The sequence below is a fragment of the Lujinxingia litoralis genome, from assembly GCF_003260125.1.
GTDB classification, from domain to species: Bacteria; Myxococcota_A; Bradymonadia; order Bradymonadales; family Bradymonadaceae; genus Lujinxingia; species Lujinxingia litoralis.
This window is the reverse complement of sequence record NZ_QHKO01000002.1, coordinates 251,579-274,501: the sequence shown is the minus strand read 5'-3', so window position 1 is coordinate 274,501 and position 22,923 is coordinate 251,579. Positions and strand designations below refer to the sequence as shown.

The 22,923-nt window shown below is 66.8% G+C and carries 18 protein-coding genes; 5 read left to right on the top strand and 13 right to left on the bottom strand.

Annotated elements, in window-relative coordinates; translation table 11 throughout:
• Positions 1 to 184 precede the first annotated feature (184 nt).
• The 3 genes from DL240_RS05845 to arsC all read right to left on the bottom strand — a co-directional run bounded on the left by DL240_RS05845 (position 185) and on the right by arsC (position 1,813).
• Positions 185 to 757 carry a PhnA domain-containing protein gene (locus DL240_RS05845; RefSeq protein WP_111728938.1) on the bottom strand — a complete coding sequence of 191 codons (573 nt, stop codon included), beginning with the start codon at positions 755 to 757 and terminating at the stop codon, positions 185 to 187.
• Between the two features lie 83 nt (positions 758 to 840).
• Entirely contained in the window at positions 841 to 1,437 is a 597-nt protein-coding gene (locus DL240_RS05840) for a hypothetical protein (RefSeq protein WP_111728937.1), read from the bottom strand.
• A gap of 28 nt (positions 1,438 to 1,465) precedes the next feature.
• Positions 1,466 to 1,813: an arsenate reductase (glutaredoxin) gene (arsC, locus tag DL240_RS05835; protein ID WP_111729248.1), complete on the bottom strand. Its 348-nt coding sequence runs from the start codon at positions 1,811 to 1,813 to the stop codon at positions 1,466 to 1,468.
• A gap of 157 nt (positions 1,814 to 1,970) precedes the next feature.
• On the opposite strand from arsC, the gene DL240_RS05830 reads away from it, so the two are divergent.
• Entirely contained in the window at positions 1,971 to 3,149 is a 1,179-nt protein-coding gene (locus DL240_RS05830) for an LNS2 domain-containing protein (protein WP_146618127.1), read from the top strand.
• A 702-nt stretch (positions 3,150 to 3,851) separates the two neighbouring features.
• Positions 3,852 to 4,643 carry an alpha/beta fold hydrolase gene (locus DL240_RS05825; RefSeq protein ID WP_111728935.1) on the top strand — a complete coding sequence of 264 codons (792 nt, stop codon included), beginning with the start codon at positions 3,852 to 3,854 and terminating at the stop codon, positions 4,641 to 4,643.
• An 11-nt stretch (positions 4,644 to 4,654) separates the two neighbouring features.
• Here DL240_RS05825 and aroF read toward each other — a convergent pair whose 3' ends face one another.
• From aroF to DL240_RS20210, 9 genes are all read right to left on the bottom strand, one after another.
• Complete coding sequence (gene aroF, locus DL240_RS05820; RefSeq protein WP_111728934.1) at positions 4,655 to 5,530, bottom strand: 3-deoxy-7-phosphoheptulonate synthase; 876 nt, start codon at positions 5,528 to 5,530, stop codon at positions 4,655 to 4,657.
• Positions 5,527 to 7,086 (bottom strand): class I adenylate-forming enzyme family protein, encoded by a 1,560-nt coding sequence (locus DL240_RS05815; RefSeq protein WP_111728933.1) that lies wholly within the window; start codon positions 7,084 to 7,086, stop codon positions 5,527 to 5,529. The genes aroF and DL240_RS05815 overlap by 4 nt, the downstream gene beginning before the upstream one ends.
• Positions 7,083 to 8,249 (bottom strand): enolase C-terminal domain-like protein, encoded by a 1,167-nt coding sequence (locus DL240_RS05810; protein ID WP_111728932.1) that lies wholly within the window; start codon positions 8,247 to 8,249, stop codon positions 7,083 to 7,085. Before DL240_RS05810 ends, DL240_RS05815 begins: the two co-directional genes overlap by 4 nt.
• A complete protein-coding gene (locus DL240_RS05805; RefSeq protein WP_111728931.1) occupies positions 8,246 to 9,133 on the bottom strand; it encodes a 1,4-dihydroxy-2-naphthoate polyprenyltransferase in 888 nt (295 codons plus the stop codon). The genes DL240_RS05810 and DL240_RS05805 overlap by 4 nt, the downstream gene beginning before the upstream one ends.
• Positions 9,133 to 11,001 (bottom strand): 2-succinyl-5-enolpyruvyl-6-hydroxy-3-cyclohexene-1-carboxylic-acid synthase, encoded by a 1,869-nt coding sequence (menD, locus tag DL240_RS05800; RefSeq protein ID WP_111728930.1) that lies wholly within the window; start codon positions 10,999 to 11,001, stop codon positions 9,133 to 9,135. The genes DL240_RS05805 and menD overlap by 1 nt, the downstream gene beginning before the upstream one ends.
• The gene (locus DL240_RS05795; protein ID WP_111728929.1) at positions 10,998 to 12,350 is read right to left on the bottom strand and encodes an isochorismate synthase; all 1,353 of its coding nucleotides are present in this window, start codon (positions 12,348 to 12,350) and stop codon (positions 10,998 to 11,000) included. The genes menD and DL240_RS05795 overlap by 4 nt, the downstream gene beginning before the upstream one ends.
• Positions 12,351 to 12,450: 100 nt before the next feature.
• A complete protein-coding gene (locus DL240_RS05790; protein ID WP_111728928.1) occupies positions 12,451 to 13,353 on the bottom strand; it encodes a 1,4-dihydroxy-2-naphthoyl-CoA synthase in 903 nt (300 codons plus the stop codon).
• Between the two features lie 283 nt (positions 13,354 to 13,636).
• Entirely contained in the window at positions 13,637 to 14,917 is a 1,281-nt protein-coding gene (locus DL240_RS05785; protein WP_111728927.1) for a TPM domain-containing protein, read from the bottom strand.
• A gap of 478 nt (positions 14,918 to 15,395) precedes the next feature.
• Positions 15,396 to 16,265: a TPM domain-containing protein gene (locus tag DL240_RS20210; protein ID WP_199589752.1), complete on the bottom strand. Its 870-nt coding sequence runs from the start codon at positions 16,263 to 16,265 to the stop codon at positions 15,396 to 15,398.
• A gap of 265 nt (positions 16,266 to 16,530) precedes the next feature.
• Here DL240_RS20210 and DL240_RS05775 point away from each other — a divergent pair, with 265 nt between their 5' ends.
• From DL240_RS05775 to DL240_RS05765, 3 genes are all read left to right on the top strand, one after another.
• Complete coding sequence (locus DL240_RS05775; protein ID WP_111728926.1) at positions 16,531 to 17,028, top strand: HugZ family pyridoxamine 5'-phosphate oxidase; 498 nt, start codon at positions 16,531 to 16,533, stop codon at positions 17,026 to 17,028.
• 271 nt (positions 17,029 to 17,299) lie between these two features.
• Positions 17,300 to 20,182: an ATP-binding protein gene (locus tag DL240_RS05770; protein WP_158542378.1), complete on the top strand. Its 2,883-nt coding sequence runs from the start codon at positions 17,300 to 17,302 to the stop codon at positions 20,180 to 20,182.
• A 229-nt stretch (positions 20,183 to 20,411) separates the two neighbouring features.
• A complete protein-coding gene (locus DL240_RS05765) occupies positions 20,412 to 21,920 on the top strand; it encodes an SLC13 family permease (protein ID WP_111728924.1) in 1,509 nt (502 codons plus the stop codon).
• 25 nt (positions 21,921 to 21,945) lie between these two features.
• Here DL240_RS05765 and DL240_RS05760 read toward each other — a convergent pair whose 3' ends face one another.
• Positions 21,946 to 22,821, bottom strand: coding sequence for a metallophosphoesterase (locus tag DL240_RS05760; protein WP_111728923.1), 876 nt, complete (start codon positions 22,819 to 22,821; stop codon positions 21,946 to 21,948).
• Between the last annotated feature and the right edge of the window lie 102 nt (positions 22,822 to 22,923).

Genomic DNA, 22,923 nt, shown 5'->3' with positions numbered 1-22,923 from the left:
GCGCTGCGAGGCGGGCGTCTCGGCGGCGGCTGAGGAGCATTTGACGCGCCGGTGTCGTCGGCTGGTGGTGTGGCGAGTTCGTCGATGGGAGGTCCGGGGGCAGAGCGGCGCTGAAGGATAGTGTTGGTGTGAAGTTAAACATCGCGCGGCCCGGCGCTTTGTCGGGCCGCGCGTACGTGGGGGGTCAGGAGGCGCGTTTGAGAAACTCGGTTTTGAGCACGATGACCGTGCCGTTGACTCGTCCTTCGACGTAGGCCGGGTCGCCGGTGAGGTGGATGTTCTTGACGAGCGTGCCACGCTTGGCGGTGAAGGAGGTGCCCTTGACGTCGAGGTCTTTGATCAGGGTGACCGCGTCGCCTTCCTGGAGCTCGGTGCCGTTGCTGTCGAGCGTGCGGGGGGCATCGTCGTCGGTGGCGTGGAGACCATCGCGAGCCCACTGGAGCACGTCGTCGGCCAGGTAGGCCTGAGCCAGAAGATCGCCGGCCCAGGGCTCCGCGCTCAGACGGTGGAGCAGGCGGTAGCCGAGGACCTGTACCGGGGCATGTTCGCTCCAGATGGATTCCTGAAGGCAGAACCAGTGCTTTGAGTCGAGGTCGCTGTCGCCGTTGATCTGGGCGCGACAGGTAGCGCAGCACAGCGCGTTATGATCCAGGCTCTCATCGGCGTAGGGGGCTACGGCCAGGGGGGCCAGGTCGTCGGTGGCGCCGCAGAGTTCGCAGGCGTGATTGGCGCGTTGGAGAAGATCGCTTTGAGTCATGGTCGTGCTCATAGATGAGTGGGAAGGGGCGGCGCATGCCGCCGGAAAGGCTCGCTGGCGAGCGGGGGAGACTGAGGCAGGGTTTAGAGGGCCTGGCGAGCGAGCGCTTTGAGGCAGGCCGCCCAACGTTCTCGGGAGTCCTGACGGGCGCTTTCGTCCGGGAGGCTCTCGTGGGTGAATCCAATCGTGCCTTTGCCGGATGCGCTGGTGGCGGTGCGGGCGATGACGACCTGCGTGGGCAAGTCTCCGAGGGGCTGCCAGCCCAGACGAATCTGCTGGTGCGGGCGTATGCCACGCACCTCCACGCGGGTGCCATCGGGCAGCGCAAAGGTCTGACCTTCCTGTAGCGCGTCGGGCGCGTTGTCGGCCAGCCAGATTTTGAGCCCAGTCGAGGAGGTGAGCGCGCTCCAGGCCGCCTGCACGTCGGGCCAGGCGGTTTTCTGCGTGCTGACCTGAAACCCGCGGGTGGTCTGGCCGTGCTCCCGCATTCCTCGGGCGCGCTCGTAGGCGACGGTGATCGATTGCGCCCACCAGCCCGAGACGCCTTCGTGGGTCTGGAGGTGGCTGGCGATGGTGGTATGGGACATCGCCTGTGCGCCGAGGGTATCCAGGAGCGCGAACCAGTGGGCCCAGTCGTGTCCGGTGGCCTTCTGTACGGCGTCGTCGCTGATGGTGGGCATGGGAGATCCTGAGGGGAGCGAGGACGATTCAGAGGAGACGCAGGACGTCTTCGGGGGGGCGGCCGATGGCGGCGTCGCCTTCGCTGAGGACGAGGGGGCGCTCAATGAGTTTGGGGTGCGTTGCCATGGCTTCGATGAGAGCGTCGTCGGCGGCGTCTTTGAGGTCGAGTTCCTTAAAGAGCGCTTCTTTGCGGCGGACCAGTCCCGCGGCGTCGATGCCGAGCAGGGTCAGCGCGTGGCGGAGTTCGTCGACTGAGGGGGGATCGTCGAGGTAGCGGCGTACCGTAAGCTCGGCGCCGTGCTCTTCGAGGAGTTGCAGGGTCTGGCGAGATTTGCTGCACCGGGGATTGTGCCAGATGGTCAGTTTCAGGGTCATGATCTGCTCCATGGGAGAGGGGAATCGTCGGGGTATCGATACCCAGAGGGGCTTGAGGTGCGCAAGTCGATGCCGTTTGCGTTTGAGGAGCGCGTCGTTATGATGCGCGCCCAAAGTGAGAAGTGATAAAAACGAGTCCCCAACGACGAGGTGTGTGATGAAGACATGTGTTGAATCTACTCTCTGGTCGCGCGCGACCGCGATACTGGCGCTTTCGGCGATGCTTGGCGCCTGTGGTCCGTCCGAAGCTTCTCAGGCCCCCTGGAACGACGACGTCGGGAACGAAGATGTCGGCGAGCCGGATGGGAAAGGCGACCATGTTGGGGATGGAGGGTCGAACGATGCCGGCGAGGGGGACGTTGACCCGGGCGCCTCGCTGCCGGTCCATGTGTTTTGTGACCAGGCGCCCCTGCCGCAGTTTGGGGAAGATGACACTGTGGACTGGGAGAACTTCTCGAGTCGTGCCATCGCCGCGCTCAGTGACTGGCATAGCGCGCAGGATGTGATCACGCATCCGGCGCGTGAGGCTGTGCTCACCGGCAAGTTCACCTACGGTCCGACCAGCAAAGACCTGCAGGGCGAGCGGATCGAGGTGTGGATGGACGACTGCTCCGGGGAGTACGTGCGTGTGGGAGAGGGGCTCACCGATAGTGATGGGCGAGTGGCGTTGACGATGGCGCCGGATGTGCTGCCGCCGGTGGGAGCGTACGCGCTCTACCTGCGGGTGATGGGCGATAATACGTACACTCGCTCGATGATGCGGGTTCTGCCGCAGGGCACGAAGCTTCTGGTCTTTGATATCGACGCGACGCTGACGACCTCGGATACCGAGCTCTTTGCCGACATCTTCAATGATCTCTTTGAGCCGATTTTCGACGGCGATTACGTGCCGGAGGCTCGCGCCGGAGCGACGGATATCACCCAGGTGCGCCACGGTGAGCACGGCTATCAGCTGGTGTACATGACCGGTCGGCCCTACTGGCTGACCGCGCAGAGCCGGGAGTGGTTGATCGATCAGGGGATGGCGCCGGGGCATCTTCGCCTGACCAGCTCGAACTCCGAGTCGATGCCGACCGAAGGTGGGGTGGGAACGTACAAAGCGGAGTTTCTGGCGTACCTGCAGGGGCTCGGATTTGAGGTGACGGTGGCCTATGGCAACGCGACCACCGACATTTACGCCTACGCGCAGGCCGGGGTGCCGCTTGACCGCACCTATATTCTCGGTGCCCATGGTGGCGAGGAGGGAACGGTCGCGCTTGGTGAGGACTACCTGACCCATCTTCAGGACATTCAGGGCGAAGTCGCCGTGGAACAGCCCTTTACCTGGGGCCCCTGAGAGGCGGGACCCGGGATGGAGCGCAGGGATGACGGTCGGGTCAGCCCACCACCCAAGAGCGCGCTCCCGGGCGTCGCCCCATCTCACAGCAACTCGCCGGAAGTGAACTCCCGCTCCTGAGCGAGATTGAGACAGTGCAAAGCCGGCCCCCTTCCGTGGGGTCGGCTTTTTTGTGTGTTGGGTACCGGGAGTCTTCGGGGCCCGGGGAGTCCGGTCGGCGTGTTCCTGTTCTGGAGGGCGTGTGCCTGGTGCACGCAAGGGGCGGTACGCGCGCGTGCAGAGGGTATTTTTCGGGTCACAGTCTGGTTGTACGCGCGTGCAAGGGGGTGTTTGAGCTTGGAAAAGGGCGTTGTACGCGCGTGCAGGGGGTTGTGTGAGTTTGGAAAAGGGTGTTGTACGCGCGTGCAGGGGGGGGTGAGTTTGGAAAAGGGTGTTGTACGCGCGTACAAGGGGTTGTGTGAGTTTGGAAAAGGGTGTTGTACGCGCGTGCAGGGGGTTGTGTGAGTTTGGAAAAGGGTGTTGTACGCGCGTACAGGGGGTTGTGTGAGTTTGGAAAAGGGTGTTGTACGCGCGGAAGGGCGTGTTATCTGGCGGGGGAAGGCTGAGAGGCCGTGAGCGCGCATGTCTGGCGGGGGGGAGCGCGTGGGCTTTGCGGGGTGACGCCGGGGATCTGGAAGGCGAACTGAGGTTGAGGAGGCAGTGGTGAAGGGGCGATTGCAAGTGAGGGAGCAGGGGGAGGGGCCGGTAGCGCTCTTTGTGCACGGATTTATGGGGGATGGTCGCGATTGGGAGGAGGTGATCGCGGGGTGTCGGGATGTTCGCCGATGTGTGGCGGTGGATCTTCCCGGGCATGGGGGAAGCGTCGGTGCGTTGGGGGAGGAGCCGATGACACTCGGGGCGATGGCCGAGCAGGTGGCGGCGGTCGTGGCGGAGGTGAGTTCGGAGCCGGTCGATGTGGTGGGGTATTCGATGGGGGGACGCGTGGCGTTGGCGTTGGCGCTGGCGTATCCGGAGCGGGTTCGGACGGTGGTGTTGGAGTCGGCCAGCCCGGGGCTCGAGGGTGAGGGGGCCCGCAAGGTGCGGGCGGAGCTCGATCGGGAGCGGGCGGCCCGGTTGCGTGGGGTGGGAGTGAGGGGTTTTGTGGCGGAGTGGTATGAGCTCGCGCTCTTTGAGAGTTTGCGAGCGCACCCGGGCTTTGAAGCAATGAAGGGGCGTCGGCTGGAGGGGGATGCCGAGGCGTTGGCTCGCGTGATCGCCGAGGTGAGCCCGGGGCTCGAACCCGAACGGTGGTCCGAGCTGCCCGGGCTTGGGGTGCCTTCGCTATGGATTGCCGGGGCGAGTGATGCCCGCTATGCGTCGATGGCCGCGCGCGCGGCGGGGGCCAGCGGTGGAGAAGCCCGAGTGATCGGGGGCGCCGGGCATAATGTGCACCTGGAGGAGCCCCGGGGCGTGGTGGAAGCGCTGCGTGTGTTCTGGAGAAGCGCCGGGGGGTGAGGGTGCCGGGCTCAGGGTTTGAGCAGGGGGCGAACGATGGCGAAGCGCTCCAGGTGCGCCATCAGCTCTTTAAACGCGGGGACGGTCAGGGCCTGGTCGGCATCGCAACGCGCCTGTTCGGGATCGGGATGGACCTCGACCATGATGCCATCGAGGCCGGCGGCCAGGGCGGCGGCCGCCGCGCGGGCGAGGAGGTGCGGGATGCCGATGGCGTGGGAGGGGTCGATGATGACGGGGAGACGCGTTTGTTCCTGGGCCCACATCGCGCCGGCGAGGTCCATGGTGAAGCGGGTTTCGTCGCCGAAGGTGCGGATGCCGCGTTCGCAGAGGACGATGTTGCTAGAGCCTGCGCGGGCGACGTGCTCGGCGGCCAGGAGCCATTCGGTGAGCGTGGCGCCGAAGTTACGTTTTAAGACGACGGGGCGACCGGTACGGCCGACGGCCTCCAGGAGGGCGAAGTTCTGCATGTTTCGCGCGCCGATCTGGAAGGCGTCGACCTGTTCGGCGAGCTCATCGACGACGTCTTCGGAGAGGATTTCGGTGACGAAGGGGAGGTTCTGCGCGCGGGCGGCCTGGTGCATCATGGAGATTCCGGGCATCCCCAGGCCCTGGAAGCTGTAGGGAGAGGTGCGGGGCTTAAAGGCCCCGCCGCGCAGGACGTTGGCACCGAGTTCGGCGACGGAGGAGGCGGCGCGGGAAATCATCTCGGCGGATTCCACCGCGCAGGGGCCAGCGATCACCACGAAGGGGTCGGCCCCGAAGGGGACGTCGCCGATGTGGACGATATGGCGCGCGCCATCGCTGCGACGGCCCGTCAGCGGTCGACGCGGGTCGGTCGAGGAAGAGTCGGAGGTGGGGAGGGCGGGGCTGAGTTCGGCGGTGCTCATGAGGAGGTCCTCACATCGTAAAACGTCGAAGGGGCGTGCTTGAGGTTATCGTTCGCGAGGCTGACAAGGTCACGGCGACGGACTTTTCCGCTGGCAGTGCGGGGAAGCTCATCGATCAGGAACCAGCGTCGCGGGATCTTAAAGGGGGCCATGCTCTGGCGGCAGTGTTCGAGCAGCGTGGTTTGAAGGGAGTCGTTGGAGGCGTTCAGCGCCGGTGCCCGAGGGCTGGGAGGGGTTGAGGGAAGCGATGGATCGGCGAGGACCAGGGCGCAGCAGAGTTCCTGGCCCCATTCGGGGTGGTCGATGGCAAAGGCGCAGGCGTCGCTCACGAGGTTAAGTGAGCGCAGGACGCGTTCGACTTCGCGGGGATCGATGTTTTCGCCGCCGGAGACAATCCGTTCGGAGGCCCGGTGGTGTACAAAGAGAAAGCCTCGTTCGTCGAGGTGTCCGACGTCGCCGGTGCGCATCCAGCCCTGGGCGTCGCGCAGCGGCGGTGTGTCGTCGCCGAGGTAGCCTGTGCACAGGGTGGGGCCGCGCACTTCGATACTTCCGGGGTTGCCCGGGGCGACCGGCAGGCCGGCCTCATCGACGATGCGGAGCTCGGTACCGGGGAGGGGGCGGCCGGCGCTGGCCAGGGCCTCGTCGGGGGCATCGAGGGGGAGCGTCGTGATCTGGCTAGCGGCCTCGCTCATCCCGTAGGTGGGGAGGACGGGGAGGCCCCGGCGTCGGGCGGCGCGAAGATCGGTTGCATCGACGGGGCCACCGCCCACCAGGATGGCGCGCAGGGAGGTGTGGATTCGTCCACGGCCGTGGCGTAGCAGACGGTGGACCATGGTGGGGACGAGGCTGGCCAGGGTGATCGGGCGTTCGGCGAGGAGTTGAAGGATCGCGGCTTCGTCAAATCCATCGCTGAGTTCGACGCAGGTGCCGTAGATGACGCAGCGCAGGAGTGTGGCGAGCCCGCCCATGTGGCTTAAGGGGAGGCAGCAGAGCCAGCGGTCGTCGCTGAAGGTGCCGAGGCGTTCGGCGGAGGCCTGGGCGCTGGCGTCGATGTTTGCGGCGCTCAGGGGCACCGCGCTGGGGGTGCCGGTGGTGCCGGAGGTAAAGAGGATGATCAGCGGATCGTGGAGGGTGATCGGCTGCGCCTGAAGGGGTTCTTCGGGGGCGTCCTGGAGTTCGGTCAGCGAGAGCGGGGGCATCGCCGTGGGGATTGCGCTGGCGAGGTCGGAACGATCGGTGATCAGGGTGTGGAGTTGGACGCGGGCGCCCATGGTGGCGAGTTCGCTGCGGGTAGCGCGGGCGTGAAGGGGCACCAGGGCGGCGCCGCGCCAGAAGATGGCGTGGGCGGCCAGCAACCATTCCAGGCTGTTGTCGGCGAGTAGGCCCACGCGCGTTGCGGGGCCGACGCCGCGTTGGGCGAGGAGGGCCGCGCGGCGTTCGACCTCAGCGCGGAGCTGAGCGTACGAGAGTCGGGTGTCGCCAGCGACCACGGCCAGGCGTTCGGGGTAGGCGCGGGCGGCGCGTTCGAGCCAGGGGAGTGTGTTGGCGCGGTTCATGGTGCATCTCCAGGCTGTTCACTCCAGGGGCGCGGGATAAAGCCGACCCCGGGGGTATCGTCCAGGCGGAGGTGCTGGCGCGCGGTGATATCGACGCGGGGGGCGACGTCGGCGCGGAGCCAGCCACCGGTCTTGAGACCGTGGCAGCCCTGGAGGGCGTGCAGGTGTCGGTTTGCGATGACCAGGTGGGCGGCGGCCCGGCGGCCCAGGGCGCTTTCGATGAGGTTGCTGACGACAACCTGTATGTGCGCGGCGTCGGCCAGGCGGATCAGTTCCAGGGTGGGCAGGAGTCCACCGATGCTCATGGGCTTGAGGACCAGGGCGCCCACAGCGCGGGCGTCGATGAGTGCGCGCGCCTGTGCGGGCGGCGAGGCCGACTCATCGGCGGCGATGGGGACCGGGCTGGCCTGTTGGAGGTATTGAAAGGCATCGACGGAGAGTTGGGAGACGGGTTCTTCGATGAAGTCGATGTCAAATTCGGCCACGGCCCGGGCAAAGCGGAGGGTTTGCTCGGGGCTGAAGGCGCCGTTGGCGTCGAGGCGCAGGCGGGCGTTGGGGCAGTGCTCTCGGACCAACCGGATGCGTTCGAGGTCGCCCTGCAGGGGATCGAGGCCGACCTTGAGTTTGATGGCGAGTTCGGAGTTGCCGACGGCGACCGCCGCGCGTTGGGCGGTGATCAGGGGGGCGTCCAGGGCGAAGGTTGTCTGCAGGGGCACGCCCTGGTGCAGGTCGTCGGCGGTGGCGGTGCTGGCGAGCCCCAAGATCGCGGCCAGGGGCAGGCTGTGGTGGCGAGCCAGGGCGTCGAGGAGCGCGAGTTCGAGGGCGAAGCGCAGGGTGGGGAGGAGGGCCAGTTGGCCCAGCGCCTGATCGAGCTGGCCGGGGCCCAGCGAGAGGGGGGCCGAGAGGTTGGGATCGTCACGGAGCAGCGTGAGGGCGGCGATGACGTCGTCGCGCGACTCGGCGTTCCAGCCCGGCAATGGCGAGCATTCCCCGTAGCCCACGACCTCGCGGCCTTCGATGCGCACCCGTGCCCGTAGCATCACTACGTGGCGCACCCGGTAGGTGGCCGCGGCGGTGCGGATCGGGACGAGGAGATCGAGGTCGAGGGGCGCCCACTGAAGCTCGAGCACCTGCATCTCGGTCTGGATGAGGGGATGTGTCACAGGGTAAATCCGATGGCGTAGAGCAGGCCGAAGAGGGTGAGCAGACCGGCGGTGCGTGCCAGCAGGGGGTTGAGTGCGGGGCCTTCGAGGCGAGCCAGTGCGCGGATGTTTTTGAACGCGAGAGGCAGGCTCAGCAGGGGTAGGAGGACCCAGATGCTGGAGAGGCCGGCAAGGACCTGCGCAAGGGGGACAGCATACGCTCCCAGCACCGTGATGGCGTACTGTTTACGCGTGGCGGATCGCCCCAGTCGGACTGCAAGCGTGTTTTTGTGGGCGACGCGGTCAGTATCGATGTCGCGGTAGTTGTTGACGATGAGGATTGCGGTGGAGAGCAGGCCGATGGGTACCGAGGCGACCAGGGCCTCTACCGAGAAGCTCAGGGCCTGAACGTAGTGGGTGGCGGTGACGGCGATCAAGCCGAAGAAGATGAACACGAAGACGTCGCCCAACCCGTTGTAGCCCAGGGGGTAGGGGCCGCCGGTGTAGGCGATGCCCGAGAGGATGGAGAGGATGCCGATGACGAGGATCGGCCAGCCGCCGACGCCGATGAGGTAGAGCCCCACGAGGGCCGAGGCGAGAAAGGCCAGGACAGTGGCCCACTTCATGGCGTTGGGGGTGACCAGTCCGGCCTGGACAGCGCGGGTGGGGCCGAGGCGGTTTTCGTTGTCGGCGCCGCTCTTCGCGTCGAAGTAGTCGTTGGCGAAGTTGGTGCCGATCTGAATGAGCGCCGCGCCGGCGAGCGCCGCCAGAGCCGGGCCGAGGGCAAACTTCTGCTGGCCAAAGGCTACAGCGCTGCCCACGACCACGGGGACCGCGGCGGCGGGCAGGGTTTTGGGGCGGCTGGCGAGGAGCCACGATTTTACAGGGCCGGGTGTGGAGGTCATCAGCGGGATTCCTGAAGGTCGGTCGTGTTCTGGGTAGGCAGTGCCGCCCGGGCGCCGCGCTCGCGCAGGTGGGCGCGGATGTGTTTGTCGCGGGCGCGCTCGGTGCGGGCGCAGATGATCTGAAACGAGGGGGCGTTGATAAAGCGTTGCAGGGCCTGGCGAAGCCGGGCCGGGGTGTTGGCGCTGGAGACGGAGGCCAGCGCCGGTGACGAAGTATCGATCGGGGCGCGGGCCGAGGTCAGAAAGTGGCGGGTGTGCACGTCGTCAAAGTGCGCGATGGGCAGGTAATCGAAGATGGCGCCGCCTTCATTGTCGTGGACGAGCACAAGCACCGGAAGATCAAGTTCGTGAGCCAGCGCGAGCGAGGAGAGGTCGTGGCGGAGGGCCACATCCCCCAGGGCGATGACGGTGGGAGCCTGGAGGCCCGCGGCGTTGCGCGCGTAGGCCACGCCGAGTCCGGAGGCGATGATGCCGTCGATGCCGTTGACGCCGCGGTTGAAATGCACGTCGATGGGGGTGTGGCGGAGTGCCATGAAAGTATCGACGTCGCGGATGGGCATGGAGTTGGAGACAAAGAGTGCTGCGTGGTCGGGGAGGGCCTGACCGAGTTCGTGCCAGATCTGTGCGCTGGCCAGGAACTCGGGCGCCTCGTCTTCCAGGGTGGCGAACTCGTGGCCGAGGGAGGTTTGGACGTGTGCGTCAGCCTGGAGGTGCGTTTGCAGCCAGGAGCTCCGTGGCGAGGGCGTGTGGGAGATTCTGGCCAACAGGGCGCGGAGCGTGGTTCGGGGGGCGGCCTGCACGTGCCAGGCGGCCAGGTGATCGGGATCGGTGGTTTCGGGCTCGGGGTTGAGAATCACCGTGGTGGTGGCGTGCCAGGTGCGGGCCTGGCGAGCGGCGGCCCAGTTCAGGGGGGCTTTGCCTGTGCGCAGCACCAGATCCGGCGCGCCGTGCCGGGTGTAGAGTTTACTCTCAAAGAGGAGATCGCCGGTGCGCAAGGAGGAGGCATCGGCGTCGGTCAGGGCGCGGAGCCCGGAGGTGGGCTCGGCGATCAGCGGCGCGCCCAGGCGAGTGGCCAGCGCGCGCAGGTCCTCGGCGTAGGCGTGGCCATGGGGGTCGGCGCCGGCCAGGATGAGCGGGCGTTGCGCTTGCGCCAGGAGGCTGGCGAGCGCGCCGATCGTGGTGTCGTCGGCGTGCAGCTCCGGTGAGGGGAGGTGCAGGTAAGGCCGGCCATCGGGGCGCCCCCGGGCGGCCAGGGGGTGTGCGAGGGCAAAGTCGGCAGGGACCGCATCGCGATGGTGCGCGGGCAGCGCTGTCGGCTCCAGGGGCTTTCGAAAGGGGAGGTTCAGGTGGACCGGGCCGGGCTGGGGGCCCCTGGCGAGCGCGAGAGCTCGGCAAGCGATGGTGCGCAGGTAACGCAGTTTCTCGGGGGTAGGTTCGGGCTCGGCGACCTGATGGAACCAGCGGGTGTGGGTACCAAAGAGGCGCGCCTGGTCCATGGCCTGGGGGGCCCCGCAGCCGTGGAGGTGCGGCGGGCGATCGGCGGTGAGGACGAGGAGGGGAAGCGCGGAGCGAGAGGCCTCGCAGATGGCCGGGAAGTAATTGGCGCCCGCGGTACCCGAGGTGCAAAGCAGTGCAGTGGGGATGCCGGTTGTTTGACTCAACCCCAGCGCGAAGAACGCGGCCTGCCTTTCATCGATGATGGAGATATCGTCAATGTCGGGGTGGTTGGCGAAAGCGACCACCAGGGGGGTGGAGCGCGACCCCGGGCTGATGCAGACGTGACGAAGCCCGGCGCGGGCGAGTTCGTCGACCAGCGCCTGAGCCCAGAGGGTGTTGACGTTCGGCCAGGTCGGGGTGGGAGAGGTCATGGGTGGGCCTCCTGGCTGAGCACGCTGCCCAGGGCGGCGAGCTTGGCGCCGGTTTCGTCCCACTCGACCTGAGGATCGCTTTCGGCGGTGATTCCCGCGCCGGCAAAGAGGAGGGTGCCGCTCTGGGAGAGGAGTCCGCAGCGAAGGGCGACAAAGAAGCGACCTTCCCCGGCCAGGTTCATGGTTCCCAGGGGGCCGGCGTAGAGGCCCCGGTCGAACCCCTCGCGTTGGGCGATGCGCTGGCGAGCCTGATCGCGAGGCTGCCCGCAGACGGCCGGGGTGGGATGGAGGGCATCGAGGGCGTCCAGGAGTCCGAAGGCCGGGGTGAGCGGGGCATGGACGGGGGTCTCCAGGTGGGAGACGTTGGCCAGGACTTTGATCTGCGGGGCGTCGCCGTGGTGAGGTTCGGCGCCGAGTTCGCGCAGGGCCGAGGCGATCATGTCGACGACGAAGTGGTGTTCGTCGCGGTCTTTGGGACTGGCGAGCAGGGCTGCTTCGGCGGCGCGGCGTTCCGGGGAATCGGGGGCGCTGCGTCCCCGGGTGGTTCCGGCCAGGGCCATCGTGTGGAGTTGAGCGTCGCGGGCGCTGACGAGGGTTTCGGGGGTGGCGCCCACAAAGACCGGAGCCCCGTGGCGAGGGCTCAGCGCGTAGATCGCGCATTCCGGGTAGCGTTGGTGGAGTCCGTCGAGGATGGCGGGCATCCGGGCGTCGGCGACGCCCGGGCGTGCGTCGCGACGGGCGAAGACGACTTTGCCCAGGTCGGGGTTGGCCACAAAGTGAGCGACGTTTTCGGTAAAGCGTCGGTGTTCGTCGGCGAGTGCAAAGGACGATGAGGCCGGTGTGGACGCCGGGGGCGGTGCGGAGTGGGGGCTGTCCAGAACGCTGAGCCAGCGTTGAAAGACCTGTTGCGGAGGCTCACTCGCCGCGCAGACGAGGATCGTGGTGTGGTCGCCGCGTCGCAGGACCAGCAGCTCGGGCAGGTAGAGGGATTGCGGGGTGAAGTCGGCCCAGGTGGTGTCGTGTGTACGGTCGTAGGTCGGGTCAAAGGCGGTCCAGGCCAGGAGACGAAGGTCTTGCGGGAGCGCCGGGGTGTGTTGGCGCAACGCCTGTAAGGCCGGGGCCGCTGAGGCCAGGGCGCCAGGGCCCGCATACTCCCGGGCGCAGCCCAGCCCCAGGAGCTCTTCACTCTCCCAGCCTTCGCCGGCGGGCGTGCGCAGGAAGAAGGCGCGCCCGGCGTGACGCCCGCGTTCAAAAAGTTCGCGAGTATCCAGAAGCGCGAACGAAGGCTGCACATCGGGGCGCAGCCAGCGCAAGGGGGCTGGCGAACTGGCGGAGAGGTGGTTGGCCATGGGGAGACTGCTCAGACGTCGGTGAGAGCGCCCGGAGCCCATCGCCGGAGCACGCGTCGCCGGGGGGGGCGAACGCGTGGGGGCGATGGGCTCAACGGGGTCAGAAATGCCAGGGGAACTTGGTGTAATCCTGGGGTCTCTTCTCCAGGAAGGCATCGCGTCCTTCCTGGGCTTCTTCGGTGCCGTAGGCCAGGCGAGTGGCTTCGCCGGCAAAGAGCTGCTGCCCGACCAGGCCCTCGTCGGGGAGGTTGAAGGCGTACTTGAGCATGCGCATGGCGGTGGGGCTCTTGGAGTTGATGAGCTTCCCGTATTCCAGCGCGCGCTTTTCGAGTTCGGCGTGAGGAACGACTTCGTTGACCATGCCCATCTGGAAGGCTTCTTCGGCGCTGTAGTTGAGCCCCAGGAAGAAGATTTCGCGGGCGCGCTTCTGGCCGACCTGACGTGCGAGCAGGGCAGAGCCGTAGCCGCCATCGAAGCTGGCGACATCGGGATCGGTCTGTTTGAAGACGGCGTGTTCCTGGCTGGCGATGGTCATGTCGCAGACCACGTGCAGGCTGTGCCCGCCGCCGACGGCCCAGCCGGGTACCACAGCGATGACGACTTTGGGCATGAAGCGGATCAGGCGCTGAACTTCCAGGATATGGAGGCGGCCCAGGCGCGCGCGGGCCACCGGGTCGTCGGCGAGTTCGCGGCCGGCGTACTGGTAGCCATCTTTGCCGCGGACAGCCTGGTCGCCACCGGAGCAGAAGGCCCAGCCGCCGTCTTTGGGCGAGGGGCCATTACCGGTGATGAGCACGCAGCCGACGTCGGCCGACTGTCGAGCGTGTTCCAACGCGGTAAAGAGTTCGTCGACGGTTTGGGGACGGAAGGCGTTGCGAATCTCCGGGCGGTTAAAGGCCACGCGTACCGTGCCCTGATCCACCGCGCGGTGGTAGGTGATGTCTTGAAAGTCGAAGCCTTCTACAGGCTTCCAGGCGCCGGGGTCGAAGATCTCGGAGACCATGTTGAGCAACTCCTCATCAGAGACAGATTATCGGGCAGGGGAAGAGCACCAGGTATGGGCCGGGCCGATAGCGGCGCGGTCGAGGGCAGGGATTACCACGTTCTCGGGCATGTTCAAACCCGTTTGAACACCGCGAGATGTCTGTGAGAGGGGGGGCTGACGTGAGCCTTGCCGGTGGGGAGGTTGGCCCGCGGGGGGACACGGGGAACCAGAGGTGACGAGCCGGCCTTTGGGGGGCCGGCTCGTGGAGCGCGCGTGCTGTATTGTGAGATGTGAGGAGGCGCTACCAGCTGGAGCCGGCGCCTCCGCCCCCGGAGCGGCCGCCGCCAAAGGAGCCACCGCCGCCGGAGGAACGTCCGGAAGAGCCGCCGGAGGGGGGGCGGCGGTTATGGTCGTCGTCATCGTCGTGGGATGAGGACGAGCCGAAGCTGAAGAGCCCCGGGGAGGAGTCGTGCCGCTCCCGCTTGCGCTCGCGCTTGCGATGGCGGCGCCGGGGTGGCGAGTAGGAGCTCTGGACCGGGGCCTGGACCTGAACTCGCGGGGTTGCCTCGTCGTCGTGGTCTTCAAAATCGCAGTGCAGACACGTCTGGAAGATCCTTCGACGCCCGCCAGACGTGGTGGTCGCGGGGAACAGCTCTTCGACGCGAATCTTTAAGGTGAGGTAGGAGCACGAAGGGCAGGTTTTGTAGGCGGAGTTGGGCTTTTGCACAAGGTCGTCGACGTAGTGGCACTCGGGACACTCTTCGAAGAGAAAGAGACGGGAGCCGAGCTCGCGCTCCAGGCGGTGCCCTGGCGTGAGGCGACGGTCGATCTCCGCGTCGGGCATCGGCACCATCTTGTGATCGCATCTGGGGCAACGCCGGCGACGTCGGCGCTTGCGGATCCGCCAGAGGAGGACGAGCAGGAGAAGCGAGACACAGCAACACGAGGACGCGAAGTTCTCGCCCGTTTCATCTGCGGATCGCGTTTGGGAGTCGCCGCCGGAGGAGTCGACCAGGTGGGCCAGGGCGGATTTTGGAGTCTCGTCGCCGGCCGGGGAAGTGTCGGCTCGGGGAGTGGCCGAGTGCGTGCTCACCCGGGTGTTGATCGCGGCCAGGCCGCGGGTCAGGCCGGTGCCAAAGTTCCCCTTTTTGAAATGGGGGACCATGTGATTGGCCTGGGTGGCGGCGAGCCAGCCATCGGAGAGTACCGCTTCGAGGCCGTAGCCGGTTTCCATCTCCAGGCGGCGCTCACTCATGACGAGGAGGACCAGGAGTCCGTTGTCGGCCCCCTTCTTGCCGACGCCCCAGTGGTTGAAGAGGCTGGTAGCAAAGTCTTTTGGCGTGCCCGCATCTATGGTGTCGAGGGTGACGAGGGCGATCTCGACGGAGGTCTGGGCTTCGAGCTCGCCAAGCATGGTGTTGAGCTCTTCCTCTTGCGTCGGGGAGAGGATGTTGGCCTGGTCGGTGACCCAGGCGTTGGTGTGGCGGGGGTTGGGGACCTTTTCAACGCTGAGCGCGAACGCGGATGAGGCCGCAAAGCTCAGGAATGTGATGATAAGGCCCAGCAGGCGGAGATGGTGCATGTACGTCTTCCTGACAAATTAAGTGTGTAAAGCGATTCCGCGTTTCGGAGCGGTGTAAGGCGTCACGACCAGGATCATGTTGGGGGCATCTTATTAGGTCGTGAGTAGCGCTGGTACAGCATACCAGCGCTACTTCCGGGCGTCTGGTGCGTTTTGAGGCGTCGTCGCCCGAGCGCGCAGCAGCGAGGGACTACCAGCTGGAGCCAGCGCATGAGCGTCTCCCTGACTGGAGAATTATCGAAGTGGATACCGTGCTCAGGGCAGGTGGCGACACGTTCGTTTCCCGCGTTGATGGGGCATGGAGTGAATGCATCTTAGTGTAAAGTCGGTGGTGAGAGCCAGCCAGACCTTCGATGCGGGTGGTTTTGCGGGTTCGCGCTGGCCGGACAGATGGTCGACGGCGTTTGGGGGCTGTCTAACGCAACGAGCCGGCCCCTCGGGGGGCCGGCTCCCAAACGGGTTGAGCGCAGGAGAGGGATTACCAGCTGGAGCCGGAGCCCCCGCCCCCGGAGCGGCCGCCGCCAAAAGAGCCCCCACCGCCACCGCCACCGCCGCCGATGCTCCCGCCGAAGTGGATGCCGACGCGTCGGGCGGCGATCCGGAGGTAGAGCAGGAGGATGAACATGAAAGAGAGGCAGGAGCAGGAGACGCAGGTGTTCGGGGGTTGAGTTTCGACGCGGTCGTTGAAGTCGGCGGCGTTGATGCCTTCGCGAGCAACGAGGTCGAGGAGGTCGTTGAAGTCGGCGAGGCTGGAGACCGCTGCGAAATCGGCGAGGCCGGCGCCCCCGGGCCAGGCGTCCTCGCTCGTGGGGGGGAGCGCCGGACCGGGGTGAGGTGTTGGGAGGGGGTGGGGCGTGAGCCGCCTGTAGATCTCGGCGAGGCCGCTGGTCAGGCCGATGCCAAATTGACCTTCTTTGAAGTGGGGGACCATGTGTTCGGCCTGGATTGTGGCGAGCCAGCCATCGGTCAACACGCCTTCGAGGCCGTAGCCGGTTTCCATCTCCAGGCGGCGCTCGTCCATGACGAGGAGGACCAGGAGTCCGTTGTTGAGCTCCTCTTTGCCGACGCCCCAGTAGTTAAAGAGGCGCGTGGCGAAGTCCTTTGGGGTGGGGGCATCGACGCTGTGGAGGGTGACGAGGGCGACCTCGACCGATGTGAGGTGTTCGAGCTCGTGGAGCATGGTGTTGAGCTCGAGCTCTTGCTCCGGGGTGAGGATGTCGGCGTGGTCGGTGACCCAGGCATTGACGTGGCGAGGATTGGGGACCTCCTCGACGCTGAGGGCAAGTGCGGAGGAGGCCACCAGGGTCAGAACCAGCATCATCAGGCATTGGAGAGAAAGGTGGCGCATGTCATGTCTCCCTGACAGGTAAGCGTGTGAGAGCAATATTACGCCGTGAGCTTCTGCTCACGGCGTCGTTCCCTTGTCCCCCCCCATCAGGGAGAAGGGCTTAAGCGGCGCGTTTTGGACATGTTGAAGCGCTACCTTAGTGTAAGTTTGAAGTCCGGGGCCAGTCCGACAGGCAACCCCGGGTGCTGGCAGGTGAGGAGGGCGCGCTTGCGGGGCGCGCACCCGGTCATGAGGGTCGAACTTGGCTCAAAACAAGGAGGAGAAGATGGTGGAATGTGAAAAAGAGTCGGGTGAGCTGGAGGAGCTGAGGAGCGAGGCTCGGGCCTTGCTCAAGGAGGCCCGCACGGGGGTGCTGGCCACCCTGGGGCGCGCCGAAGGCACCCCCTATGCCTCGGTGGTCGACGTGGCGGGGGCACCGAAAGGGGGCGACCTGCTGCTGTTGTTGAGTGATCTGGCCGAGCACACCCGCAACCTACGTGTGGACGCCCGGGCCTCGGTGGTGGTCGCCGACGCGCAGGGGGAGGGGGAGGTGCTGGAGCGCGGTCGGGCCAGCTTTCAGGGGCGAGTGGAGAGCGTGAGAGGAGAGGCGCTGGAGGCGCTGCGCGAGCACTACCTTCGCTGCCACCCGCAGGCGCGGGGGTACGTGGGCTTTGCGGACTTCAACCTGTATGTGCTGCGGGTGGATCGGGTGCGTTTTGTCGCCGGCTTCGGTCGCATGGGTTGGATCGAAGGGGAGGTCTGGCACGCGTTGACCGAGGACTGAGCGCGCCGGCGGGCGGTCGGGCGTGCGTGCGTCTCAAACGCAGCTAAGGAATGGGCTCCCAGGGGCGTCTTGGGCCGGGCCGGCGGGCTGCCAGGGCTCCTGAAAAACCGAAATTCCGATCTGAAAATGCGGCCCGGGGCACGTAAAGCCGCATCTTCAGCCCCCGGCGCTCGTTGCCCCCAAGCATGTGATCAGTATGATGCGCGCTCGTCCGACCAGTTACCGACGTGCCGCCGGGAAACTAATCGCCCGCCAGGCAGCAGGAGCATGGATGAGCAGCTCGGGTACATGGAAAAAACTGACACGCCGTGCGGCGCGCCTGCGCCAGGAAGAGCAACGCACGCTTGGCACCTTGCTGGATGCCCCGGGGGCGCGGGTGGCCATCTACGGACCGCCCGGGGTGGGGAAGTCCCATCTCGCCAGGGAGGTGGCCGAGGCCTGGGCCGAGGCGCGCTCTCCGGGGGCGGTGCAGGAGGCCTCGGTGGCCTGGGTAGACGCGCGCTCGGCGCTGCCCGGGGAATCCTTCTTCGATACGCTGGCGCTGGCGCTGGGGCTGGGGCCCATCTCGGAGTTTGAGCGGGAACGGGCCGTCGACCTGATCGCCGAAGCGCTCGGCGAACGCGGTGCCACCCTGGTGATCTTTGATGATGCCGACCGCGTGGCCGCTGACCTGTACCCGCTTCTGGAGCGTGTGGAGGCGCTCGACGAGCTGCGCATCTTGCTGACCTCCCGTGTGGTGCTGGGCGACAAGGGGGTGCGTTCGTACACGCTCTCGCCATTGAGCCGGGAGGACGCGCGCGCTCTCTTTATCACCACGGCGCGCCAGGCCCGGCCGGTCTTTGACCCCTCGCGGGTCGATGCCGGGGCGCTCGACGCGCTGTTGGCTCATCTGGACGATCTGCCCCTGGCGATTGTGCTGGCGGCCGCGCGGCTGACGATTCTCTCGGTGGAGTCGCTGCTTCAGCGGCTGGAGAAGCGCTTTCAGATCCTGCGCCCGGCGCATGGGGGAGAAGATCGCTCCCGGCAGGCGCTGGGAGAGGCGATCGGCCTGTCGTGGGAGCTGCTCGACGAGGTGGAGCGGGCCACGCTGGCGCAATGTGCGGTGTTCTCCGGGGATTTTGACCTGGAGGCCGCCGAAGCGGTGATTGAAACCGGTCGAGAGGACGCCTGGGTGGGGGATGTCCTGCAGTCGCTGGTGCTGAAGTCGCTGGTGAATACCGCGTTGAGTGACGAGGGAGAGGAGCTGCGTTTCTCGGTGCTGGAGAGCGTGGCCCAGTACGCCGCCGCTGAGAGCGCGCCGATGCTGATCGAGGCCGCTCGCCGGCGCCACGCAAACCACTATGCGGAGCGGGCGGGGCAGCTCGATCTGGAGGTGCGCGGGCCCGAGGGGGAGCGCGCGCTGAAACGCCTGCTGGCCAACACCTCAAACCTGAGCGTGGCTGCTGAGCGCCTGCGGCTGAGCGAGCCGAAGCGGGCCCGGGAGTTGCTCTTTTGTATGCACCCGACCTTTGAGGTGCGCGGTCTGCTCGGGGCGTACCTGGAGCGCATCGAGTCCATCGGCCGGGAGCATCCCGAGGTGCCGGACTCGGCGCGGGGCGCGCTGATTCGGGCGGCGATATTACGTAGTGCGGGGCGACTCGACGCGGCGTTCGAAGCGGTGGATGAGGCGGAGCGTCTCTTTGAGAGCGCGGAAGGCGACGCTTCCCCCCGGGCGCCGAGCCGCTCGGAGTTATTGCTGGAAAAGGGGCGGGTGCTCGCCGACCTGGGGCGTATGGAGGAGGCGGCGCAGGCCTGGCATCAGGGCGCGGATGCGGGCAGTTCCCCCTTTGTCGCGATGCAACTCAACAATGAGCTGGGGCGCTATGCGATCAACCGCGCTCGCCTGGGCCTGGCGGCGCCCGATGAAGATGCGGAGGCGCTCTTTGAGCGAGGGCTGCAGCGCCTGCGCTCCTCGTACGAGGCCGCCCGGAGCGTGACGCATGTGTTTTTTCGCCTGCGGATCAGCCTGGGCTGGGCGATGGCGCTGCACGAGCAGGATAACACGCTGGCCGGCATGGCCGTGCTGCGCGAGGAGATCGAGGCCCTGCGTGAACGCGACTACCGGACTCACGAGCTCAGCGCGCTGCATCATCTCTCTTTGCTGGCCTATTATGCGGGGGATATTCGCGAGGCGATCGCGATTTCGGCCGAATCCGACCGGGGGTTTGCCGAGATGGGGCTGGGGATGCAACGCGCGCGCAACGCCTCCGCGCGTACCGTGTACCTGATGGCGGCCGCTCGCCCGGAGGAGGCCCGCGATGTGGTGGCGCAGGCCGTGGAGCTGTGCGACGCCCATCACCAGAGCTTCAGTGCGCTGGTCGCCGACGCGCAGGGCCTTCTCTGCGCCTGGGAAGTCGGCGATCACGAGCTGCTGGCGATTCACCTGCCGCGCGTACAAAAACGCCTCCGGGAGCTGCATTCGCCCGGGCATGAGGCCATCGCCGCAGCCTATGACGTCTTTGCGAAGCTGCACGGTGTGGGGGGCACGCTCACGCTCCACGAGGCGCGCACGCGTGTGGACGAGGCGGTGGAACGCTTGAGTCAGACCGGTGAGCTGCGCCGGCCGGTAGAAGCGCCGCGCTGGGAGGCGGTCGGGCGGGCCTGGCGAGCGATGGTCGAACTCTGTGCGGCCGGGGAACACCTGGAGGCCGGCCGCTGGCCCGAGGTCTACGACGCGTTGGACGAGGTCGAAGGCGTGCGCCTGCGGCAGGCCGATACCTCGATCACGGTGCCCCTTCGCCACGCACAGCAGCTGGCCGCCGAGGTCAAGAGGCGCTACGCGCTGCCGGCCCAACGTCCCACCCACCTGTTGCGTGTTCAGGAGCAGGGCCGCCGCGTGCAGCTCAACGAGGACGCCCCCATCGACCTGTCGAGCCGGTCGCCGCTGCGGCGAGTGCTGCTGGCGTTGATCGAGCGCGCGCGCAGCGGAATGCCCTCGGCGGATATGGAGGCGGTGGTGGCGGCGGGCTGGCCTGGCGAGCAGATCGAGGCCAAATCGGCGGCCAACCGGGTCTACAGCACGGTGCGCATGCTGCGAAACCAGGGGCTCGATCCGGTGATCGTCACCGATGAGGTGGGCTATCGCATCGCCGAGGGCGTACTGATCGTGGGGTGATGGTCCCATTCGCCGCACGTGTTCAAGGGCCGGGGGAGCGTGGGCAGGGCGCTGGCTTGAGCCTGGGCGATGCGTCTTGCGCCGACCCAACTCAAGCTCCACACTGCGTGGAAGAAGGCGGGCTCTCAGGAAGAGGCCGGCTTTTTTTTGGCCAGGAGGGCACCAGGCGGCGTTGAATCGGCGTTCGTCGAGCTTAGCCTGAGTGCCCTTTTTTGCGACGGAGTCAGGTATGAGCGGCATCAAACGCGACACCCCGGAGGCCTCCGGACGACGCTCGATCCGCGGGGTCGAGCTGGTGGCCGGCCCCGTGGTCTTCTTTCTGATCATGCTGGGGCAGGGCATCGAGGGGCTCTCCCCGGAAGGCAGCGCGGCGCTGGCCATCACGATGCTGATGGCCATCTGGTGGTTGAGCGAAGCCATCCCCATCTATGTCACCGCGCTGGTGCCGATCGTGCTCTTCCCGCTGACCGGAGTGCTCTCGGCCGCCGAGACCACGCTGAACTACGGGCATGAGCTGATCTACCTCTTTCTGGGCGGTTTTTTGCTCTCGATCGCCGTGGAGAAGTGGCACCTGCATCGACGTATCGCGCTCACCATCATCGCTCGGGTTGGGTTTGAGCCCTCCCGACTGGTGTTGGGCTTTATGGTGGCGACCGGCTTTTTGTCGATGTGGATCAGCAACACGGCCAGCGCCATGATGATGGTGCCCATCGGGCTGGCCGTCGTCAGCCAGGTGGGCACCCTGACCCGGCAGCATCAGCCCGAGATCGATACCAGCCCGGGCGGGTTTCATTTTGGGATGGCGCTGATGCTGGGCATTGCCTACTCGGCCTCCATCGGGGGCATCGCCACGATCATCGGGAGCCCGCCTAACGCCATCTTCGTGGGTTATGTGGACCGGGTTTACGGCGCCAAAATTTCGTTTTTGCAGTGGATGTTTTACGGGCTTCCGATCGCGGTGGTGGGGATCGGGATCGCCTGGATTTACCTGACGAAGAAGGCCTATCCCATCCGGATCGGTGGGATGGAGGGCATCTCGAAGGTCGTCGAGGAGGGACGTCGGGGGCTGGGGAAGATGCGGGTGCCGGAGCAACGGGTGCTGGCGGTCTTCGGGCTGGTGGCCGGGCTCTGGGTACTCCGCGGGGCGCTGAGTCCTTATCTGAGCGGGCTGGGGCTGGGCGGGTTCTCCGATACGACGGTGGCGATTCTGGGGGCGATTCTGCTCTTCATCGTTCCCTCGCAGGAGGAGCCCGGGCAGGCGCTGCTGGCCTGGGAAGACGTGAAAGAGGTGCCCTGGGGGATCCTCATCCTCTTTGGCGGAGGGCTCGCGCTGGCCAGCGGCATTGAGTCGAGCGGGCTGGCCAGCTGGCTGGCCGAGGGCCTGGGCTTTCTGGAAGGGGCGCCGGGCCTGCTGGTGATTCTGGTGCTGGTGGCGGTGGTGATCTTTTTGACCGAGGTGACCTCCAACACCTCCACGGCCACGATCTTTGTGCCGATCGTCGCCATCCTGGCCACCGTGGTCGGGCTGCACCCCTACGTGCTGATGATCTCGGTGGTCACCGCGGCCTCCTGCGCCTTTATGCTCCCGGTGGCGACCCCGCCCAACGCGGTGGTGTTTGCCTCTCATTACGTGACGATGCAGGACATGATGCGCGCCGGCGTGCGGCTGAACCTGGCGTTTATCGTGATCATCGCGTTGGTGGGACGCTTCTGGCTGCCGGTGGCCTGGGGGATTTGAGGGGGCTTCTGCCGCCGATGCGCCTTCAGGCCCGCACGAACTCAAAGAGCGCCAGCTCCGGGCGGCATCCCAGGCGAATCGGCAGGGTGCTGGTGCCGATGCCCCGCGACACATAGGTGAGGCCGGCGCCGGTGTGGTAGACGCCCGAGATAAAGCGCCCGCTGCCCGGCGGGCGCACCGGGGTGAGGCCAAAGAGACGCACCTGGCCCCCGTGGGTATGCCCGCTGAGCGTGAGGTCGAAGCGGGGCGCGCCCACCGGGTAGGGCTCCAGAATGCCCGGGGCGTGGGTGAGCAAGAGGCTCAGGTCGGAGGGGGGGAAGTTACGGCAGGTTTTGAGGATGTCGCCCTGGCCAAAGCTCGCGTCATCGGTGCAGGCCAACACCACGCCTTCGGGGAGGGTGACGTGCTCGTTGACGTAGAGTGCGATCTGGTGGCGCCGGTAGAGGTGGGCGATGGCCTCGACCCCAAAGCCTGCGCGGTGCTCCCAGTTGCCCAGGGTGGCGACCACCCGGCGGCCCGGGCTGGCGAGCACGTCGCAGAGCACCTCGACGTCTTCGAGTCGGCTGTCGCGCTCCAGAATGTCGCCGGTGAGCGCAACCAGCCGGGGCTCAAAGCGATCCAACGCCGCGATCATCGCGTGGTGCAGGGGGCCAAAGGTGGCCATGTGCACGTCGGTGACCTGGGCGACGCGGTAGCCCTCCAGATGAGCCGAGAGTCCCTTGATGCGCACCCGGTGGGTGGTCACCTCCAGCCAGCCGGGTTCGATGGCCAGCAGGTCGATTCCGCCGGTCAGAACGCCGGCGGTGGCCAGGCCACCCAGGCCTTTGAGGAATTCGCGTCGGGTCAGGGTCATGTCGTCAGAGATGTCGCCGGGAGAGAGGGAGGGGCGCGCGGGGGACAAGATACGCGCGAGCTCATGGGCTGGCGAGTCGGGAAGGAGGGGGGCGTTCAGGGGACGGGGTGTCGGTCTGAGGGGGGCGTCGAGTTACCATAATGAAAAATA

Excerpts from the sequence above, each read along its gene's own strand:
- DL240_RS05845 (WP_111728938.1), bottom strand. The coding sequence starts at position 757 with ATGACTCAAAGCGATCTTCTCCAACGCGCCAATCACGCCTGCGAACTC.
- DL240_RS05840 (WP_111728937.1), bottom strand. The coding sequence starts at position 1,437 with ATGCCCACCATCAGCGACGACGCCGTACAGAAGGCCACCGGACACGAC.
- arsC (WP_111729248.1), bottom strand. The coding sequence starts at position 1,813 with ATGACCCTGAAACTGACCATCTGGCACAATCCCCGGTGCAGCAAATCT.
- DL240_RS05830 (WP_146618127.1), top strand. The coding sequence starts at position 1,971 with ATGAAGACATGTGTTGAATCTACTCTCTGGTCGCGCGCGACCGCGATA.
- aroF (WP_111728934.1), bottom strand. The coding sequence starts at position 5,530 with ATGAGCACCGCCGAACTCAGCCCCGCCCTCCCCACCTCCGACTCTTCC.
- DL240_RS05815 (WP_111728933.1), bottom strand. The coding sequence starts at position 7,086 with ATGAACCGCGCCAACACACTCCCCTGGCTCGAACGCGCCGCCCGCGCC.
- DL240_RS05805 (WP_111728931.1), bottom strand. The coding sequence starts at position 9,133 with ATGACCTCCACACCCGGCCCTGTAAAATCGTGGCTCCTCGCCAGCCGC.
- menD (WP_111728930.1), bottom strand. The coding sequence starts at position 11,001 with ATGACCTCTCCCACCCCGACCTGGCCGAACGTCAACACCCTCTGGGCT.
- DL240_RS05795 (WP_111728929.1), bottom strand. The coding sequence starts at position 12,350 with ATGGCCAACCACCTCTCCGCCAGTTCGCCAGCCCCCTTGCGCTGGCTG.
- DL240_RS05790 (WP_111728928.1), bottom strand. The coding sequence starts at position 13,353 with ATGGTCTCCGAGATCTTCGACCCCGGCGCCTGGAAGCCTGTAGAAGGC.
- DL240_RS05785 (WP_111728927.1), bottom strand. The coding sequence starts at position 14,917 with ATGCACCATCTCCGCCTGCTGGGCCTTATCATCACATTCCTGAGCTTT.
- DL240_RS20210 (WP_199589752.1), bottom strand. The coding sequence starts at position 16,265 with ATGCGCCACCTTTCTCTCCAATGCCTGATGATGCTGGTTCTGACCCTG.
- DL240_RS05775 (WP_111728926.1), top strand. The coding sequence starts at position 16,531 with ATGGTGGAATGTGAAAAAGAGTCGGGTGAGCTGGAGGAGCTGAGGAGC.
- DL240_RS05770 (WP_158542378.1), top strand. The coding sequence starts at position 17,300 with ATGAGCAGCTCGGGTACATGGAAAAAACTGACACGCCGTGCGGCGCGC.
- DL240_RS05765 (WP_111728924.1), top strand. The coding sequence starts at position 20,412 with ATGAGCGGCATCAAACGCGACACCCCGGAGGCCTCCGGACGACGCTCG.